Annotated in this window: 21 protein-coding genes; 20 read left to right on the forward strand and 1 reads right to left on the reverse strand. The window is 42.8% G+C overall.

All coding sequences use genetic code 11. The features are described from left to right. The first annotated feature begins 12 nt into the window (after window positions 1-12). The 20 genes from DQQ01_RS01385 to DQQ01_RS01480 all read left to right on the forward strand — a co-directional run bounded on the left by DQQ01_RS01385 (window position 13) and on the right by DQQ01_RS01480 (window position 18,337). A complete protein-coding gene (locus DQQ01_RS01385; protein WP_111917858.1) occupies window positions 13-555 on the forward strand; it encodes a hypothetical protein in 543 nt (180 codons plus the stop codon). A 22-nt stretch (window positions 556-577) separates the two neighbouring features. Continuing rightward, window positions 578-1,111 carry a signal peptidase I gene (locus tag DQQ01_RS01390; RefSeq protein WP_111917859.1) on the forward strand — a complete coding sequence of 178 codons (534 nt, stop codon included), beginning with the start codon at window positions 578-580 and terminating at the stop codon, window positions 1,109-1,111. 4 nt (window positions 1,112-1,115) lie between these two features. Continuing rightward, complete coding sequence (locus DQQ01_RS01395; RefSeq protein WP_162624214.1) at window positions 1,116-1,850, forward strand: SipW-dependent-type signal peptide-containing protein; 735 nt, start codon at window positions 1,116-1,118, stop codon at window positions 1,848-1,850. A 41-nt stretch (window positions 1,851-1,891) separates the two neighbouring features. Continuing rightward, window positions 1,892-2,590 carry a SipW-dependent-type signal peptide-containing protein gene (locus DQQ01_RS01400; RefSeq protein ID WP_111917861.1) on the forward strand — a complete coding sequence of 233 codons (699 nt, stop codon included), beginning with the start codon at window positions 1,892-1,894 and terminating at the stop codon, window positions 2,588-2,590. Between the two features lie 29 nt (window positions 2,591-2,619). Continuing rightward, entirely contained in the window at window positions 2,620-3,276 is a 657-nt protein-coding gene (locus DQQ01_RS01405) for a SipW-dependent-type signal peptide-containing protein (RefSeq protein WP_111917862.1), read from the forward strand. 58 nt (window positions 3,277-3,334) lie between these two features. Continuing rightward, a complete protein-coding gene (locus DQQ01_RS01410; RefSeq protein ID WP_111917863.1) occupies window positions 3,335-3,832 on the forward strand; it encodes a signal peptidase I in 498 nt (165 codons plus the stop codon). Then, on the forward strand, window positions 3,829-4,479 hold the full coding sequence (locus tag DQQ01_RS01415; protein WP_111917864.1) for a hypothetical protein: 651 nt from the start codon (window positions 3,829-3,831) through the stop codon (window positions 4,477-4,479). Before DQQ01_RS01410 ends, DQQ01_RS01415 begins: the two co-directional genes overlap by 4 nt. A gap of 28 nt (window positions 4,480-4,507) precedes the next feature. Beyond that, window positions 4,508-5,296 carry a hypothetical protein gene (locus tag DQQ01_RS01420; RefSeq protein WP_111917865.1) on the forward strand — a complete coding sequence of 263 codons (789 nt, stop codon included), beginning with the start codon at window positions 4,508-4,510 and terminating at the stop codon, window positions 5,294-5,296. A gap of 69 nt (window positions 5,297-5,365) precedes the next feature. Beyond that, the gene (locus DQQ01_RS01425) at window positions 5,366-6,415 is read left to right on the forward strand and encodes a MucBP domain-containing protein (RefSeq protein ID WP_111917866.1); all 1,050 of its coding nucleotides are present in this window, start codon (window positions 5,366-5,368) and stop codon (window positions 6,413-6,415) included. Window positions 6,416-6,574: 159 nt separating this feature from the next. Beyond that, window positions 6,575-8,431, forward strand: a complete 1,857-nt coding sequence (locus DQQ01_RS01430) for a sensor domain-containing diguanylate cyclase (RefSeq protein WP_162624215.1) — start codon at window positions 6,575-6,577, stop codon at window positions 8,429-8,431. An 88-nt stretch (window positions 8,432-8,519) separates the two neighbouring features. Continuing rightward, window positions 8,520-9,455, forward strand: coding sequence for a cysteine synthase A (gene cysK / locus DQQ01_RS01435; RefSeq protein ID WP_111917868.1), 936 nt, complete (start codon window positions 8,520-8,522; stop codon window positions 9,453-9,455). 156 nt (window positions 9,456-9,611) lie between these two features. After that, entirely contained in the window at window positions 9,612-9,863 is a 252-nt protein-coding gene (locus DQQ01_RS01440; RefSeq protein WP_242980481.1) for an HPr family phosphocarrier protein, read from the forward strand. A 189-nt stretch (window positions 9,864-10,052) separates the two neighbouring features. Continuing rightward, window positions 10,053-10,925: a DUF1266 domain-containing protein gene (locus DQQ01_RS01445; RefSeq protein ID WP_111917869.1), complete on the forward strand. Its 873-nt coding sequence runs from the start codon at window positions 10,053-10,055 to the stop codon at window positions 10,923-10,925. Between the two features lie 13 nt (window positions 10,926-10,938). After that, complete coding sequence (locus tag DQQ01_RS01450) at window positions 10,939-11,430, forward strand: hypothetical protein (RefSeq protein ID WP_111917870.1); 492 nt, start codon at window positions 10,939-10,941, stop codon at window positions 11,428-11,430. A 4-nt stretch (window positions 11,431-11,434) separates the two neighbouring features. Beyond that, the gene (locus DQQ01_RS01455) at window positions 11,435-12,853 is read left to right on the forward strand and encodes a hypothetical protein (protein WP_111917871.1); all 1,419 of its coding nucleotides are present in this window, start codon (window positions 11,435-11,437) and stop codon (window positions 12,851-12,853) included. Between the two features lie 18 nt (window positions 12,854-12,871). After that, complete coding sequence (locus DQQ01_RS01460) at window positions 12,872-13,846, forward strand: 5-bromo-4-chloroindolyl phosphate hydrolysis family protein (RefSeq protein WP_111917872.1); 975 nt, start codon at window positions 12,872-12,874, stop codon at window positions 13,844-13,846. Further along, window positions 13,815-14,618, forward strand: coding sequence for a hypothetical protein (locus tag DQQ01_RS01465; protein ID WP_111917873.1), 804 nt, complete (start codon window positions 13,815-13,817; stop codon window positions 14,616-14,618). Before DQQ01_RS01460 ends, DQQ01_RS01465 begins: the two co-directional genes overlap by 32 nt. An 81-nt stretch (window positions 14,619-14,699) precedes the next feature. After that, the gene (locus tag DQQ01_RS01470) at window positions 14,700-15,527 is read left to right on the forward strand and encodes an RNA polymerase subunit sigma-70 (protein WP_111917874.1); all 828 of its coding nucleotides are present in this window, start codon (window positions 14,700-14,702) and stop codon (window positions 15,525-15,527) included. A 134-nt stretch (window positions 15,528-15,661) separates the two neighbouring features. Further along, entirely contained in the window at window positions 15,662-17,578 is a 1,917-nt protein-coding gene (gene ftsH / locus DQQ01_RS01475; RefSeq protein ID WP_111917875.1) for an ATP-dependent zinc metalloprotease FtsH, read from the forward strand. Window positions 17,579-17,842: 264 nt separating this feature from the next. Next, window positions 17,843-18,337: a QueT transporter family protein gene (locus DQQ01_RS01480; RefSeq protein ID WP_111917876.1), complete on the forward strand. Its 495-nt coding sequence runs from the start codon at window positions 17,843-17,845 to the stop codon at window positions 18,335-18,337. Window positions 18,338-18,387: 50 nt separating this feature from the next. Here DQQ01_RS01480 and DQQ01_RS01485 read toward each other — a convergent pair whose 3' ends face one another. Beyond that, window positions 18,388-18,600 carry a hypothetical protein gene (locus tag DQQ01_RS01485; RefSeq protein WP_199797976.1) on the reverse strand — a complete coding sequence of 71 codons (213 nt, stop codon included), beginning with the start codon at window positions 18,598-18,600 and terminating at the stop codon, window positions 18,388-18,390. Window positions 18,601-18,623 lie beyond the last annotated feature (23 nt).

The raw sequence follows: 18,623 nt of genomic DNA on the forward strand, positions 1-18,623 counted from the left end.
AAGGAGAAGAAAATGAAAAAATTCAAATTTAATAAAAATAAAAAGTCATTTATCCTATCTCTGCTGCTGCTGGCAGCAGTGGTGGGAACGGCAGGAACAGTAGCCCTTGCTGTTGGTAAATCAAATAAGGTAATTAATACCTTCCAGGCTGCGGATAATAACACCGGAATTGACGAAGGTGACGGGGGAGAACCCAAAAATAAAGTAGTATCTATTAAGAATGAATCAGAAAAAGACAAAGCCTTTATCCGGGCAAGAGTTACCGTTTCCCCTGAAGGAGCATGTAAGGTAGATACTTCAAGAGCAGAATCCTGGGAATATTGCAAAGAAGATGGATTTTACTATTATCTTAAAGCTGTTGCACCAAAAGGCAAAACTACAGAACTTTTTAACGGTGTAACACCATCTGACGATTTCAAAGGTGATACGTTTGACGTAACCGTGTATGAAGAATCCTGTGTAGCAAATGTTTCTTCAAATAAAGATCTGGATATAAACACAGTAAAAGCAGCTTTTGATAAAGCTGAAAAGAGCGGGACTGTTGAAGTCAAATAAAGGGCGAGAGGAAGATTACTAGATGTTAAAAAAAATATGTGGCTTCTTATCAGGAATCCTTTTAATCGTACTTGCGGCACTTGCCGGAATCCTGATTATCCCCAAGGTTATGGGATATGAGGAAATGGCAGTTTTGACCGGAAGTATGGAACCAAAGTATCCGGTAGGTTCTCTGATATTTGTCAAAGAAGAAAATCCGGAAAAGCTGCAAGTCGGAGATGTCATTACTTACCGGCTTAGCGGAGATACCGTAGTAACCCACAGAGTTGTGGAGATTAACAAAGACGAACAGTCTGTAGTAACAAAAGGTGATGCCAATGAATCCAATGACGGAAGCCCTATTCCATATAATAACATTATCGGAAAAGCACATTTCTGTGTTCCATATTTAGGATTCATCAGCATGAATATAAAGACCCCTAAAGGTATTATAGGAATATGTGGCTTACTCGTTGTGATTATCCTATTGACCTTTATCCCGGAAATCTTCTCGAACGATGAGGAAGAAGACGGGAAAGAAAAAGCCAAAAAGGCAAAAAAGAGTAAAGGAGAATAAAGTTATGACAAAGAAAAAATTAATGATGGCAGGTTTATCAGCAGGTTTAGTAGCAGTTGTAGGTGTAGGTGGAACATTAGCTTATTTATCAGCACAGTCTGATGTAGTAAACAATGCTTTTACAGTAGGACAGGGATATACACCAGATAAAGACGGACATACAGGACTGTTCCTTGATGAAACAGATTACGATTACAATCCGGATACTAAAAAGAATGAGGACACAGGGAAACGTACAGAAGAAGGAAATACATACGAGAATTTGTATCCGGGTAACAGCCTTACAAAGGACCCTAAAGTTACTATGATTGGTGGTTCTGTAGAATCGTATGTATTTGTAAAAGTAGATGGTGTAACAGAGTTGGAAGCCATCACAGCACCGGAAACAAATGACAAAGTATTTGATATTGCAGATTGGTCAACAAGCAGTTGGGTTAAATTAGACGAAAAAGGTGTTATGACTCCGGGAAAAGAAGGCGATGGATACTATGTATATATGGGACAGATGGCAACCGATGGTGTTGTAGATGTATCCTTAAAAACAGAGGGTGAACATATTCAGTTACCGGAACAGGTATTTAATACTATCAAGGTAAACAATGTAAACGCACTTCCAGAAAATACTGCTGTTAAAACTCAGAAAGTAAGCGTAAAAGCATGTGCAGTACAGGCAACAGAACACAGACAGGGAATCGAGGCTGCGTTTGCTCAGGCAAAAGGTGAATTAGATCAGCAGTAATATCAAAATAAAAGAAATATAGATATAGGAGGATATGGGGTATGAAGAAAAGACAGTTGGCAAAATTAGGTTTAACATTAGGTTTAGTTGGAGCAGTTGGTGTAGGCGGAACAATGGCATTATTGTCAGCAAAGTCTAATACAGTAACAAACACTTTCGCAGCAGGAAACGGTATTGATGCAGCAAAGGATATCACATTATTTGAGCATGACCCATATCTTGATGAAGAAGGATATCAAGGTGATAGCCAGAATGTGTTTAAGGATGGTACATCTACAGACAAAGAAGGAATGATTGATATAGATGGTGTAGATTACAAGGATTTGGAACCTAATATGGTACTTACTAAAGACCCAACGGTACAGATTTCTAAAGGTACAGCAGACTGTTATCTGTTTGCAAAAGTAACAAATGGTCTGAAAGATGTCAAGGGAGTAAGCATTGACGGTATTTTTTCCAACACTAGTGAACACTGGCAGAAGTTAGAAGGCACAGAAGATGTTTGGTATTATGTTGATTCAATAAAAGATGTAGATGGAAAAGTAATTAATACTGATGAGGAAGCATTTATTTCTGATGAATTATTTGAAAATATTACGCTTACCTCTGATGCAGAGATTTATGACAATAAATTAGAAAACAAAAATATTGAAGTCAAAGCCTTTGTAGTGCAGGCAACAGAAAATAATAACTGGGAAGCTGCTAAAGCAATGGCGAAGGATAATGACAATTGGGAATAAGTATTGACTGAGTAAGGAGAACATGAATCATGAAAAATAAAAAAGTATTAATGGCAGCAGCATCAACCGCATTAGTAGCAGTAGTGGGAATCGGAGCAACACTGGCATATTTCACAGACCAGGCGGATACAGAAAATGTAGTGACTATGGGTCATGTAGACGTTCGTTTAGTAGAACATGAAGTAAAAAAAGATAACAACGGTAAGTCTTATGTGACAGACAATACAAAGCCTGTAACAGAGAAAGGACTGGTATTTGAAGACGTTTATCCAGGAGAAACTCTTCCAAAAGATCCGACTATCGAATTAGTTTCCGGATCCGGTGATGCATATGTAAGAATGAAAATGGAAATTGATACTTCCAAAACTACAATTGATGCAGATGATGTAGCTGCATTAAGAGAGAATATTAATAATGAAATTGAGAAAAGCGGTGACTGGTATTACAACGCAGAAGAAGATTTTTATTACTACAATGCACCTTTGACAGAGGAAAGCAATACAGCTACATTATTTACACAGGTAACAATTCCAGGAGAAGAATGGACAAACAACACAGCAGACCAGACTTTTTCTATCAAACTTCAGGCAGAAGCTATTCAGGAAGAATATTTTACACCTGAAAGAGAGGGAGATATGATTACAAGCTGGGGTGGTGTTACAACAGAAACATATGATGCTCAGTAGGTAGAACAGGTTACGTACGAATAATGGAGTCAACTAAGCAGCAAAGGAGGATTTCCCATTGCTTTCAAAAATTTTAAACTACATAGGAATCTTTTTGATGGCAGTGGTAATCCTCCTGGTTCTGCCGCTTACCCTACCGAAATTATTCGGGATTCACATATTCGGTGTCCTTACAGGGAGTATGGAACCAGAGTATCCCGTAGGATGTGCCGTATATGTCAAAGAAATAGATTTTGAAGAAATAAAAACAGGGGACCCCATTACCTATCGTTTGGGGACAGACACAGATTTAGTTGCAACTCACAGAGTTGTAGAGATAGATTCCGAACAGCAGGCCTTCATCACCAAGGGAGATGCCAATCAGTCCGCAGATGTCGATGCGGTTTCTTATTCTCAGGTGGTGGGAAAAGTGGTATTTCAGATACCATTGCTGGGAAGGCTTTCTGCCTGTCTGCATACAAAAACAGGAGTGCTTGCCTGCGGAGGAGTTTTCGCAGCAGCCATGGTTCTTTGGGTGCTGGCAGAGAAGATGAAGGTAAAGGAGAGTGCGAAGTGAAAAAGAGAATATTACTTATGGGCGTGGCAGCCGCTCTCACAACAACAGCAATAGTCGGGGGATCTCTGGCATATTTTCAGGCAGATGGAAGAAATGTCCAGCAGCAAATCAGTACAAGGACATTGGGAATCAGCCTGACAGATGCCCAGTCAGGGGAGCTGCCGGAGGATTCGATTCTTTTAAAAGGTGCCATGCCAGGTGAAGAGATTAACTTGGAAAATAAACTTGTTGTGACAAATACAGGAGATACTCCTTTATATACCAGAGTAACCGTGAGCAAATGCTGGGGCAGCTATGAAAATGCTTCTTTTAAGAAGGAGTTTGATAAGGATAGCGAAGCAATTAAGCTGGTGCCAAACAGTGACTGGTATATAATGGAGAATACAGAGGAAAATGACGAAAATTTGTATCTGTATTACAGGGCTCCATTAGAAGTGTCAGGTCAGACGTCTTCCATACTGGAGGGACTTGAGATTGCCAAAACACTGACCAACGAGTATGCAGATAAAGGAATTCAGTTGAATGTAGAAGTAGACGCAGTGCAGGCTTCTGAATCTGAAGCGGCAAGACAGGACGCAATTCTGGCAGAATGGGGTGTCTGGGCTGAATTTGATGGAGATGGAAACATTCTCGGGATAGAAGAATAATGGACGTTGTGCAGGAGGTAGAGAAGAAATGAAAAAATTAATGACAGTTTTCTGCATGATTCTCACAATGGTCTTCGGAACGTCCATGGGAGTCTTTGCAGCAGAAACACCCACCGTTACTTTTGACGGAAGCGAAGAGCTGAAATACAATTACAGCGATACAGCAAATTTTGGAGACGCCTTTGTAGGGATTCTTCCGGGAGATGAGAGAACACAGGAAATTATTCTGGAGAACACTTCTGACAGAGCCATGGATTTTTATATGGAGGTTGAAGTACTCCGGGCATTAGAAGAAGCAACACAGGCTTCTGATGCAGCATATCAGTTTTCTCTCAGCGTTACCCAGGAGGGTGTCAATGGTGGAGAACCGCAGATGATTTACGGAGGCGGCGCGGAAAGCCAGGCATGGATTGGCGGGGATAAGGAAGGTCTTGCCAATATCAATGAAGTGCTGGAGCAGTACGGAGAAAGAGGATTAAAGGTAGCAACCCTGGAGCCGGGCCAGCAGGCAGTCATTTCTCTTTCCGCTATGCTGGACGGAATGACAGGAGGAAATACCTATCAGGACGTACAGGGTACTTTCCAGTTTGCGTTCCATGCAAGTGATGACACACCGGATCCGGTTACAGAAGAAGTGAAGGGAAAAGACAAGGTGGTTAAAAAGACGGTAAAAGAAGCCGACAAGACGGTTGTGCGAAAGGTGAAGACCGGAGATACCACCGCACTCCTGCCGGTTTTGGCATTGTTAGGAGTCAGTGTTCTGGTGATTCTTGTAGTTCTTTTTATTAACAAAAACAAAAAGAAATCAAAAATGTAATTCTTTTGTTAATGCTTAAGGAAGTATAATGGATACAGAAAACAGGACACAGAAAGGCAGGAAACCCATATGAAGAAAAAGAAAATGGTTCATATAGCTGCGGCTGTTTGTACAGGAATGCTTTTAAGTGCAACACCGGTACTGGCAGCAGCAGATACAGCAGAATATACCGTAACCCTGCGTCCGGGAAGCATTGCACAGTTCAGTGAGGAATTTATAAATGCCTATGTAAATACATATGGAGCAAAGGTTACAGAAACGACGGGCAGTATTAAAGTGAAACTCAGCCCGGGGGAATCCATTCCCATGCTGCCGGATGACGGAGATTTGGTATATAAGGACAGCGCCAAAGGCCGTTATACGATGAATACAGACTGGTATCCGGATACCAATGTGGTGACAGGAAATGAAAGTTTTGTAGTGAAATATGACGCCCTGGTAAATGCAGTAGAATACAAGGTGCGTTACGTGGACAGCCAGAGTGGGGAAGATGTGGCGCCTCCGGTTATTACACAGGGAAATGCGGGACAGAGCTATACTTATTACAGCCAGCAGATTGCAGATTATGTCTGTGATGTGGCAAGTCAGACACTTACCCTGGCGGAAACCGGTGACAATGTGATTACTTTTGAATATACAAGCACAAGAGAACCGCAAGTAAACCGTGTAGAAGTCCCGGGTGATACTGTTGTACAGGAGGAGAGGGTTCCCGGAACCACAACTGTTGTGAACCAGACAACTACAGCAGGAACCACAACCGGCAACCAGACCGGAACAACCGGAAATCAGACAACAGGTACAACTGGTGATACAACAGCGAACAATGCTGCCGGAAACGCAGCAGCAGGAACAACAGAAGACACCACAGCGGGAACAGAAACCATTGAAGGGGAAGATGTTCCTCTGGGACAGGTAGATTTAGGCGGGGAAGATGGAGAAACAGCCGATGGCGCTGAGGATTCTGAAACCGCTGAAATCGAAGAGGAAGAAGTTCCCCTTGGACAGAAGGATATGGAAGAAGAAGGCGGAAGCGCACTTCCATGGGTTGCAGGCGGAGCAGCAGTTGTTGCCGCCGGAGCAGGTGCAGGCTGGTATTTTTACAGAAAACGTAAATCATAAACCATATAAGAAGAAATCGTAAGGAGAAAAGACCAAATAGAAGAGGACTCGCAGGACAGAGAAATCTTCTGTTTGGTTTTTTATTGTTTTAAGTTGTTGATTTTTCGGGGGAATTTGTATACAATTCTTGGCAGAGAAACAGATTTTGGAGGACAAAAGATGAAAAAGAAGACAGCATTGGTTTTTAGCGCTATGGCAGGGATTATCCTGGCGACAATGCTTGTATTTCAGTTGAATTTCCGCAGAGTATACGAGCTGATTCTGGAAAAGGACATGGAACAGGTGGAAGACACCTCTAATTTTGTTACAGAGCTGCTGTATACAAAAATTCAGAATCTTTTTTCTGTATTAAGTTCAAACCAGAAGATTTTCTGGGAGCATGAGGACGGAAATTTGGAAAGTGTTGTACAGAGGCTGAAAAAAATAAAGGAAGAGGAACGATTTGATACCATTGGCGTCATGGATTTGCAGGGAAAGAGCATGGATGACTCCGGAGAGGGAAAGGTGATTACAGACACGCAATGGCTGGACAGCATAAGGAAAAACCAGAGGTATATATCCAACATTGAAGAGGTGTCTGACCGGATTTTATTGGCAGTTCCCATTGTGAAAAATGGCGAAGTCAGAGGCGCTATCTGGGGCTATTATTCTGTTGCGCTGATTGCGGACGAGATTGAATTGTCAAAGGATTCGCACCGTTATTTTCAGATTGTTGACGACTCAGGTAAATATATCAGCGACTCAAATAACGTAAATTCTTTTGCAGAAAATATGAGTGTATGGGAGGAACTGCAGAGGTATGAACTTTCTGATGGCGTTACGGTTGAGGAAATTTATGAGAATATAGAACAGGGAAAAACCGGCTATTTTCATTTTACATTTGAGGGGCAGGGACGTTATGTGACCTATGAGCCTTTGGGAATCAAGAACTGGTATGTATTTTCTGTGTTAACAGAGAAATATCTGGGAAGCTATGTAACAGAGATAGAAAAGATTTTTTCCCGCATTCTGATGGGGACATTGGGGATTATTTTGTTGTCTATCGGAATTTTAGGATTTTTTGTATATAAGACCATGCGGTTGACAAAGGAGCAGAATGAGAGCCTGTTTTCTAAGAATAAGCTATTGTTTATGGCATTAAAGTATACAAAGGACATTCCGTTTGAAGTAGATATTGCCAAGAAAAGAGTGTCTATTTACAGCAATGAGGATTCCGGGAAAATGCTGGAACGGGATTTGGAAGAATTCACTCCTGAGTATATGCTGAAAAAAGATCTGATTGAGAAGAAACAGTACAGGGAGTATAAGGAGTTTTGCGAAAACATATTGTCGGGTAAACCCGTAAAGCCTGTGATTATAAAGATGAAAATGGGCGGAAAGTGGAATTATAACAGAATCAGCATGGAAATATTGAATCAAAACCATATAATTGGATTTTTGGAGGATTATAATGAACTGGTGCTGCAGAACAGACAGATTCAGGAAATCAGTGAGAAGGCACAGAGAGATGCTTTGACAGGGCTGTATTGCAGAGGGTATTTTGTGCAGGAAGTAGAAAAAATTTTAACAACTGTTTCCTGCTCTCATAATGGAACCTGTTCTGCATTATTTTTGCTGGATTTGGATTGTTTTAAGCAGGCAAATGATACGCTGGGACATATGCTGGGTGATCGGATATTAAAAGATACAGGGCGGATTCTGCACTCTGTGGTGCGCGGCAGCGATTTGGTAGGAAGGCTGGGCGGCGATGAGTTTGTGGTGTTTATCCGAGAGGCAAGGGATATCGCCGCTTTGCGAAAATGTGCAGAAAAGATAAATGCAGCACTGAAACGGACTTATGGAGAGGAGAAAACAGTTACAGTCAGCGCATCTATCGGAATTGCAGTATGGACAGGAGAACGGAGTTTTGCAGAGCTTTATAAAATGGCAGATACTGCACTTTATAAAGTGAAAGAAAGTGGCAAAGACGGATATAACCTTTTGTCCGGGAGCCATGTGGAAGAATCAGAAAAATAATTCTTGACAAATTTCGTATAATAACATATAATTCCTACTAAGTTAATAGGGAAAAGAGATGCTTAAATGAAAACAGGAGGAATCAGTTATGGCAAAGAAAATTTATACAGGTGTACAGGAATTGATTGGAAACACACCGCTTCTGGAAGTGACAAATATTGAGAAGGAAAAGGGATTAAAGGCAACTCTTCTGGTAAAGCTGGAATATTTGAATCCGGCGGGAAGCGTCAAGGACAGAATTGCGAAAAATATGATTGAGGACGCAGAAGCCAGGGGGCTTTTAAAGCCGGGAGCAACGATTATTGAGCCTACTTCCGGAAATACAGGTATCGGACTTGCGTCTATTGCGGCATCGAAGGGATATCGTTTGATTCTTACCATGCCGGAAACCATGAGTGTGGAAAGAAGGAATATTCTGAAAGCCTATGGCGCGGAGATTGTGCTTACAGAGGGTACAAAGGGTATGACAGGCGCTATTGCAAAAGCGAAGGAATTACAGGAGAAAATTCCGGGCAGTTTTCTCACCGGGCAGTTTGACAATCCGGCAAATCCGGCGGCACATATTGCCACAACAGGACCGGAAATCTGGAAGGACACAGACGGCGAAGTAGACATTTTTGTGGCAGGCGTGGGAACCGGCGGAACCATTACAGGTGTGGGAGAATATCTGAAAGCGCAGAAGCCGGAGGTAAAGGTTGTGGCAGTGGAGCCATCAGACTCACCCGTGCTTTCTAAGGGAATGTCAGGACCGCATAAGATTCAGGGAATCGGCGCAGGCTTTGTACCGCAGGTGCTGAATACAGAAATTTATGATGAAATTGTCACAGCCACAGCAGAGGATTCTTTTGCAGCAGCGAAGTTTTTTGCACAGAAAGAAGGGATTTTGGTGGGAATTTCTTCCGGCGCAGCGCTTCACACAGCAATCCAGTTGGCAAAACGACCGGAAAATGAAGGGAAAACCATTGTAGCGCTTTTGCCGGACAGCGGCGACCGCTATTATTCCACTCCATTGTTTGAAGGATAAAAAAAGAACGGTATAGATTTCTATAGAATGCTTGTATAGAAGGCAGCAGGAGGGCAATACTGGAAAGAGAGCAAAATACATGAAAACAGCAGTGCCTGCATAGATTAAAGAAAACAGAAGGACTGCAGCAATGCTCTTGGAAAAGGAGATTTGGATATGGAAGAAATGAAAATCCGTCTGACAAAAGCCGATGATGTAAGGGAATTTGTACGGGCTGCCAGAAAATGTGAGTTTGATGTGGATATTTCTTATGAAAGAGCTGTAGTAGATGGGAAATCCATTATTGGGAATTTTTGCTTTGGGTCTGGATCACCCGCTGACTGTAAGCTGCCATGGAGAAAGTCAGGAATTTCGGCAGAGCATGCAGAGGTTTGCGGTGGAAGCATAAAGGAAAGATTTGTTCTTTAAAACAGAATATGGAAAAAAAGAAGACTGTCACATAAAATGCCTGTCAGAGTTTTGATAAGGGTTTTTGTGGCAGTTTTTTGCTTCAAATTGACAGAAATAACAACGATTTACATATTTTTGTTGTGCATTTTGATATATACAGATATAATAAGTTCTATAAAAATATCTTCAAATTAAGGAGGAAATACCATGAAACAGTCAGGGAGAGGAATACGGGTGAAAATGATTTCCGTAACAGCGGCAGCAGTTTTAGGGGTATCTGCTCTGGGAGCGTGCGGAAGTAGCGGAAGCGGAGAAAATGCAGTTTCCGTAGAAGTAGAAGGGAAGTATAAGGCGTCTGATTTTGAACAGCTTGATATTTCCAGTGATACAACGAAATGGATTTGTGCGGCTTATGCCATTTATACAAAGTATAATGATAAATCTTTGAGCGCAATAGGAGGTCTGGAAGGAGATGACCGGGAATGGTACAGAGATTCTATTAAGGAAGAATTGTCCGGCGGTTGGGGAATCAAAGGTCGTAAAGATGTAGAACGGGTGGTAAATAAGCTGCTGGCAAAGGGACATAAGGAAGAATATGCAAAGACTATTCAGGAATTAAAGAAGAAAAAGCTGCTTGATTTATCTACAGAGGAAGCTATGGCAAATTTGCCTGATGATGAAGACCTTTCCAGATATCAGGTTGCCCACGAAGCATATCAGAAATATGGGGAGCATGGCATTGACGGCTGGGATTACTGCAGAGCTTTGCAAATATTGGGAGATTGCTATCAGGCGGAGTATATTAATCTGGAGGAATGTCTGGATATGAGTCTTCCTATCGCAGAAAAGCTGCAAAGTACTTATGAGAGCTGGGAAGGTGTGGCAGAGAGCTATCTATACGGATTTTCCTTCTGGAAAGAAGAGCTGCCTGATGATTATGAAAGCCAGGAACGTTGGGATACATATGAAGAATTGAAAACCATGCAGGCAAGTCCGTATGAAGTAGATTATAAACACAAAGCTGGAAAATACCTGGAAGGACGGGGCAGAGAAAAAGAAAGCGGCTGCCGAACAGGATAAAAAAGAAGGTTATGTGCCTGTAAAATGTGGGGAAAGCGGCGTTGTGAAGGTGCGTTTGCCAGAAGAATATGTATGGGACAGCGAAAACGAATCCGATATTGGAACAGAAAGATTTTCTATTTATAATGATATGGGCTTTTCGGACGTGGATATTTCTTACAATCTGGAGTCTTTGAGAGAGAATCCCAATGCAGCAGAAAGCGCAGAGGAATGGGCGCTGTTGCAAGAAGAGAGCGCAAAAGAAAATGTCAAAGAGGGCGACACACAGGAGAGCAGCGGTATTCAGACCCGGCAGGTGGGAGAGTTTGAGGTACATTATCTGATACAAAAGAAGACAGATGCGGAATACCAGCAGTTGAGATTAAAAGGGGAGGCATGGGCAGAAATAGACGGAAAATATCTTCTGAAATGTGAATACAGAGAGTCCGTGGAACTGGGTCAGGAAACCAGAGGCTCTATGGACGGTTCCATGTGGGATACTCTTTATGGTGATATAAAATGGTGATGATATGAACAAAAATGAATGGGAACTGTATTTTATCCGCCAGGAAATAGAAAATCAAAAAACGGAGCAGCAGCGCAGGCTTGTAAAGAAAAGAGTTCGTATGATAACGCTGAGTCTGGTGCTTCTGGCAGGGATTATCGGGGGAACCGCTTTTGTGGTTTCCCGCAGTTCAGAATACGGAAAGCTGAAAAGTGCAGTAAAGCGTCAGGATTACAGGCTGGCAGCCGTACAAATGGCACAGCATGTCAACGAAAAGTACGGGGCAGAAGTGTGCAGCGCAGAAGACCTGGACTGCTCTTTCTGGGACCCCTCTAATACAAGAGATTATATTGGAGTGAGGGGAGTATCCAGAGAAAATCCGGGAGAACAGGTTTATATGCTTTATCTTTCTAAAGAAGAGGCTGTTTATCTGGATACCTTTCAATGGGAAGAGATTTCTGTAGATTTGGAGAAAGAGGCAGCAGAGGCTACGGGCTTGCAGGAAGTATCTTGTGATACCTATTGTTTTACGGATTTAGACAAAGGAAAGCTGTATTATTTCTGTCCGTGGCTGGCAGCCGGAGGTTATATCACGAAATATGAGGGGAATTTGGCGGAGTTTTTTCAAAATGAGAGAGAAGCCAGGGAGGCGCTGCCTGCTGTAGAGGAAATGCAGGGAACGCGAATAAACGGCGCTCTTGCCTTTTATTTTGAAGAACCGGATATAAAGGACATGGAAGCACGGCTGAAAAATCCTTCCCTGCCTTATGCCAAAAGGTTTGAGGAAGGTCTAAAGGCCATGGAAGAGAAATACCAGGTGGATATTCAGAGTACGGTGCTTTATCAAAAGGCGTATCAGGAAATGAAACTTGCTCTTGATGAGAAAATGCGAAGTGCGGTATTTCCCACAAAATATATAGACTATGGAGAGGGAGCAGTCTTTTTTAATCCGGCTTATACGCTGCTTACTATGAGCAGAGATGAAATTTTTCTTCCCCGGGCAGAGCAGATGGAGGAAGGGATTTATCTGTTTTCTCCCGGAGAGAAGAAGATAGGAGATGTCTATGAATATAAGAATACCGAACCGGATAAGGAGCTGCAGGCAAAGGCGGAAAAAGAACTGCCCGGCTGGACGATGAAAAAAACATTTTGTCTTCTGGAAAACACGGAAGAGATTTTTCTTTTCCGGGAATATGCCATGGTTCTGGACTGGGAAAGGCTGTGTGAAGGCAGGGAGGGCAGAATCATTGGCTGGAGCGGTGTAGACTGGGAGATTTACGAGGAAACCGCAGTACCTTTTCCGCCGGAAATAAGAAGTGATACCTATAACATGGAGGACGGTTATATGGTGGTTGGAAACCATATTGGGTATGGAGAGGAACTTGATGAATTTGGCGCGAGAAAGCATATGAATGATGTGATGTTTTCTATTTGGACAAAATAAAGCAGTGGAGGAAAAGGCATGGAAATTTACAATCGGAGAACGCCGGGCAGTGTCACGGGAATTGTGTTTCTTCTGCTGGGAATCTCAGGAGTTTTGGAAAATATTTCAGACATGTGGGTTAATTTTACACTGGGGAAAGAGATTCAGAAACTGGATCAGACACTGGCAAGGGATTCCTTTCTTGCAGGGTGTTTTGAAGGTGTTTTCGCACTGTTGTTTTTGATTCTTGCGTTTGCGGGAGTTGTAAAAATTACCAGAGTAATACGTTTCTGGCGTATAAAAAGAATTTTAGGCGACAGGGCTATGATTTCTCTGGAAGAACTGTCCCGTAAGCTGCATTGTTCACAAAAACGGCTTCGCAGGGAGCTGGAAAAAATGATACAGCACAATTTCTTTCTGCAGGGGCATCTGAATCAGGAGTATACCTGCTTTATTGTCACAGACCGCAGGTATAAGGAATACCAGAAGATTTTATCCGAATGGAAGCGGGAGCAGAGTTACTGGCAGGAAAAGGGCTTTGATGAGGAGAAGCAAAAAGTTGTGGAGCAGGCGCAGAACTGTCTTACGGAAATCCGAAGTCTGACAGAGAGGATTTGTTTACAGAATCAGACAGATTTTGGAATGGAAGCAGATTTGCAAAAGCTGGAAAAAGGGGTAGAAAAGCTGATTTCCGCATGCAGACACGACCCTCAGAATCTGCCTCAGATGAGCTTGTTTCTGAATTACTATCTTCCTACTGCAGAAAAATTTGTAAGAGAATATGCCTGGATAGCAGATGGGGAACAGACCGGTGATAACAGGGAAGAGCTGAGAAGAGAGCTTTTTAAAGGTGTGAGGGAACTGGCAGAGGCATTTGAGGAATTATCGCAGCGCCTTTGCGATTCTATGGAGTCTGACATCTTTGACGATATTGCGGCACTGGAGAAGATGATGGAGCAGAGAGAGAAAGGAGGATATCTCGGTGACAGGAAGAAAGTTTTTAAGCGCGGCTGAGTTTGTGCTGGGTATTTTTCTGTTTTTGGACAGTCTTATGTACATCATTCGTACGTTTTCTATGAGGCGAAGTCCGGAGTTTTATGCTGTGGGATTTCGTTTGTGGAACGTGGATATGCTGGTGGCAGCAGGATTGGCAATTCTGGGAATTTTTCTGGTCTGTCATAGTCGGAAAACCGTGCTTTTTCAGCGCTTGTACAGAACCTTTCAAAGTGTAGCTGCAAAAAGAGATATGGTATCCGTAGCAGAACTATGTGAAGAGGGGCATTGTTCTAAAAGAAAGGGATTAGAGTACCTGGAGAAGATGCTGGATAAAAATTTGTTTCCAGGTGCAAAACTTGACTGGCAAAAGGGAATGGTTTTGCTTACGGAGGAAGCGGCAAAAGAGTACCAACAGGTATGGGAAAGCTGGACGGAGAAGCAGAAAAAGTATAGGGGAGCAGGCATTCCCCTGAAGGAACAGGAGATTTTTCTCTTGGGCGCAGTACAGGCGGAAGAACTTGGGAAGCTGGCAGAGCAGATACAGCAGCCGGAAATTCACAGGCGTTTGGGAGAGATTGCTTCTTTTTATGAGAAGCGATACAGTCATATGGAAAAAGAGAAGCCAAATACAGAGTTTCTCACTGCTGTGGCAAAGGAGTATTTTCCTCAGGTAAAAGATATGGCAGAGGACTATATTCAGATGGAAACACTGGACAGCACAGTGGGAGAATCCCTTTCCGCCCAACGATTCCGGGATTTTCTATATAGATTTCCGGGAATGGGAAAATAAAAGGATTCACCGCTTTTCAGATGAATCGCTTTATGTTAAGCTATTGCTATATATTTTAGATGAATACTACAGGAGGAATTTATGGATATTCAAGAGTTTCAGGAGAAATTAAAAGATATACAGACCTTGGCAATGCAGAATGGAAAGCAGGTTCATAGGGAATTGGTGGAGCAGTTTTTTGAGGAACCGGGTATGGATAAGGACAAGCTGCAAAAGGTGTATGATTTTCTGGAAATCCAGGGAATCTATATAGAAGGATACAGCAGAAAGAATAGGAGTTCTGTTGCAGAAAACAGGTCTGAATCTGCTGCAGCCTCAGATATGGATTCTGTATCAGGGGACAGCTCTGCTTTTTGTGGGGACAGAGAGAACAGAGCTGAGATGGCTACACAGACAGAACAGACGGCGCTGACCTCTGAAGAAGAAACATTTCTGGAAGAATATCTGGAAGGTTTTGTTTTGCCGGAATCCGCAGAGAGGGAATCTATTCTCCAGAAGTTTAAAGAAGGGAAAGACTGTGCGCCTGAGGATTTGCTTCGCTCTTTGCAGGAAGATTTGGTACAGGCGGCAAAGGTATTGAATTGTCCTGAAATTTTCTTCGGAGATTTGTTGCAGGAAGGAAATATGGGGCTGCTTATGGCGCTGCAGAACAGAAGCGAACAGGAATGTTCTGTGGAATGGCTTTTGGAAGAGGCCAAAAGCGCTATGCGTCTTTTCATTGAAGATATGACTCAGCAAAAGAAAGAGGATAATATTTTGGTGGAAAAGGTGCGGAACCTGGAGGCGCGGGTGAAAGAACTGACAGAGGACGAAAATATCAAATACAGTGTGGAAGAACTGGCGGCATTTCTGGACATGGATCCGGAGGAGATGGAGGCTGTGCTTCAGCTGACAGGAGATGACAAATAGTGGTTTATGATTTTTTAATAGAATTAACATGTTTTCTTCATTGCATATTCACATGGGAAGACGTATAGTTGATATAATGAGAATGGCACAGCGGGCAAATAGTTTGCACAGATGCCAGGACGGAGGAGATAGAAATGGACGTTGAAGAAAAAAAGAAGCCGCAGCCGCCAAAGAAGCCATTGCTGTTTTGGTATGCAATGATTCTGGTGGTGTTAATGGTAATTAATTTATTCGTTACCCCGGCGATAGCGGAAAAGAGCATTAAACAGGTATCCTACGATAAGTTTTTGGAATACCTGGACGATGGAAAGGTAAAAGAAGTCAGCCTGGAATCTGATGTGATTTATTTTTCACTGAAAGGTGATAAAAAGGAAAAAGAGCAGGTTTGTAAGACAGGACGTATTCCAGATGCACAGGAAGTAGAAAGACTTGATGAAGCAGGTGTGGAGTTTGCCTCTGAGATACCCAATAAGGTAAATCCCCTTGTAAGTTTCCTTGTTTCCTGGGTGTTGCCATTTGTGCTTATCTGGTTTGTGGGCGGTTGGCTCATGAGAAGAATGATGAAAAACATGGGCGGCGGCGCTGGACCGGGCGCCATGACCTTTGGAAAGAGCAATGCCAAGATTTATGTAAAATCCTCTACAGGAATTAAGTTTTCTGATGTGGCAGGAGAAGATGAGGCAAAAGAGCTGTTAAGCGAAATTGTGGATTATCTGCACAATCCGGAAAAATATAGAGAAATCGGCGCCTCCATGCCAAAGGGCGCGTTGCTTGTAGGCCCTCCGGGAACCGGTAAAACCCTTCTTGCAAAAGCAGTTGCAGGTGAAGCAAATGTACCTTTCTTCTCTATTTCAGGTTCTGAATTTGTAGAGATGTTTGTAGGTATGGGCGCTGCCAAGGTAAGGGATTTATTTAAGCAGGCAAATGAAAAAGCGCCTTGTATTGTATTTATTGATGAGATTGATACCATTGGTAAGAAGCGTGATGGAAGCGCTATGGGCGGCAACGATGAAAGAGAACAGACCTTGAATCAGCTTCTGACAGAAATGGACGGTTTTGACGGTTCAAAAGGTGTGGTAATTCTGGCGGCAACCAACCGTCCGGATTCTCTGGACGCAGCGCTTTTAAGACCAGGTCGTTTTGACAGGCGTATTCCAGTAGAGCTTCCGGACTTAAAGGGAAGAGAGGAAATCCTAAAAGTACATGCAAGAAAAATTAAGATTTCCGACAATGTAAATTTCCATGAGATTGCAAAGGCAGCTTCCGGCGCCTCTGGTGCAGAGCTGGCGAATATTGTCAATGAAGCAGCCCTGCGCGCTGTCCGTGACAGAAGAAAATTTGCCACACAGGCAGATATGGAAGAGAGTATTGAAGTAGTTATTGCCGGATACCAGAAGAAGAGCCGTGTGCTGTCAGAGAAGGAGAAGCTGATTGTTTCCTATCATGAGGTGGGACATGCTCTGGTAGCAGCGTTGCAGACAAATTCTGCCCCAGTACACAAGATTACCATTATCCCCAGAACCTCAGGGGCTCTTGGTTATACGATGCAGGTAGATGAGGGAGAACATTTCCTCATGTCCAAGGAAGAATTGGAGAATAAGATTGCAACCTTCACAGGAGGAAGGGCGGCGGAAGAGCTGATTTTCCACTCTGTAACCACAGGTGCATCAAATGATATTGAGCAGGCAACCAAGATTGCAAGAGGCATGATTAGCCGCTTTGGTATGAGCGATGAGTTTGATATGGTGGCAATGGAAAGTATGTCCAACCAGTATCTGGGCGGGGACAGTTCTCTGGCATGCTCTTTTGAAACTCAGACGCTGATTGACAAAAAGGTTGTGGAGCTGGTTAAGAAACAGCATGACAAGGCGTACAAAATACTGGAGGACAATCTTGCAAAGCTGCATGAGCTGGCAAAATTCCTGTATGAGCATGAAACTATTACAGGAGAGGAATTTATGAGAATTCTGGAAACAAAACCAAGGATTGGTATGAGCGGACAGGAAATCGTAGAAGAGGATAACCGCTCACAAGGGGTTGACCAGTTATAAGTCCAAGATAAAAAATACCACTCTTGTCAAAATTTATTGATATGAGGGTGGTATTTTTTCATGCATTTCTTGATTTCAGGAAATGATTATGCTATACTACAACACGTTGCAAAGCCCATTACTAGGAGACGTCCACTGGAAGTCTGCTCCGTATATTACGGAAAAAATAAGGTCTTAAGGGCTTTCCGCCGATTTCCGGCGTAAAATGAATCGTGTGTTCGTGACCTTCCACACGTAAAACAAAACTAAAGGAGAAAACAGAATATGAAGAACAAGAGTGTAACCTTTTTAACCCAGGCGGCAATGATTGCTGCTATCTATGTGGTGCTGACCATGGTATTTGCGCCCTTCAGCTTTGGAGAGGTCCAGGTTCGGGTGGCAGAAGCGCTGACGATTCTGCCGATTTTTACACCTGCTGCGATTCCGGGGCTGTTTGTAGGCTGTCTTATTGGGAACATTACCGGCGGCGCTGTTTTACCGGATATTATTTTCGGGAGCATTGCAACCCTTATTGGTGCAGCAGGCACTTACCAGTTGAGAAAATGCCACAGAGTTCTTGCAGTCTTACCGCCTATACTGGCAAATATCATTATTGTTCCATTTGTGCTGCGATATGCCTATGGCGTTGTGCTTCCGATTCCGTTTATGATGCTTACCGTAGGAATTGGTGAAGTCATTTCCTGTGGAATTATGGGAAACATACTGGCAGCCGTGCTGGGAAAATACAAAGGACGTATCTTTGCATCTGCCAGGGTATAAAAAGAGAAGATAAATGAGGGCAGAAAGCTGTTGGACAAAAACACAAAAAGTCAGATGTGTTTTGTACAGCAGCTTTTTTCTGTTTGTTTTTCACTTATTTTTTTCCACACTTCATCATCAAATCTGCGGTTTTTGAAGTAAAAAGGTCTGTCTGCATCTGTGATTTCCCGAATTATGCGGCAGGGATTTCCGGCAGTATAAAGAGATACGTTAGGTCCGAAAAGCACATTATCTCCAATGGTAATTTTACCCACGTCCAGCATAACACAGTTTACATTTGCAAAGA

This window comes from Blautia argi (genome assembly GCF_003287895.1).
GTDB lineage: Bacteria > Bacillota > Clostridia > Lachnospirales > Lachnospiraceae > Blautia > Blautia argi.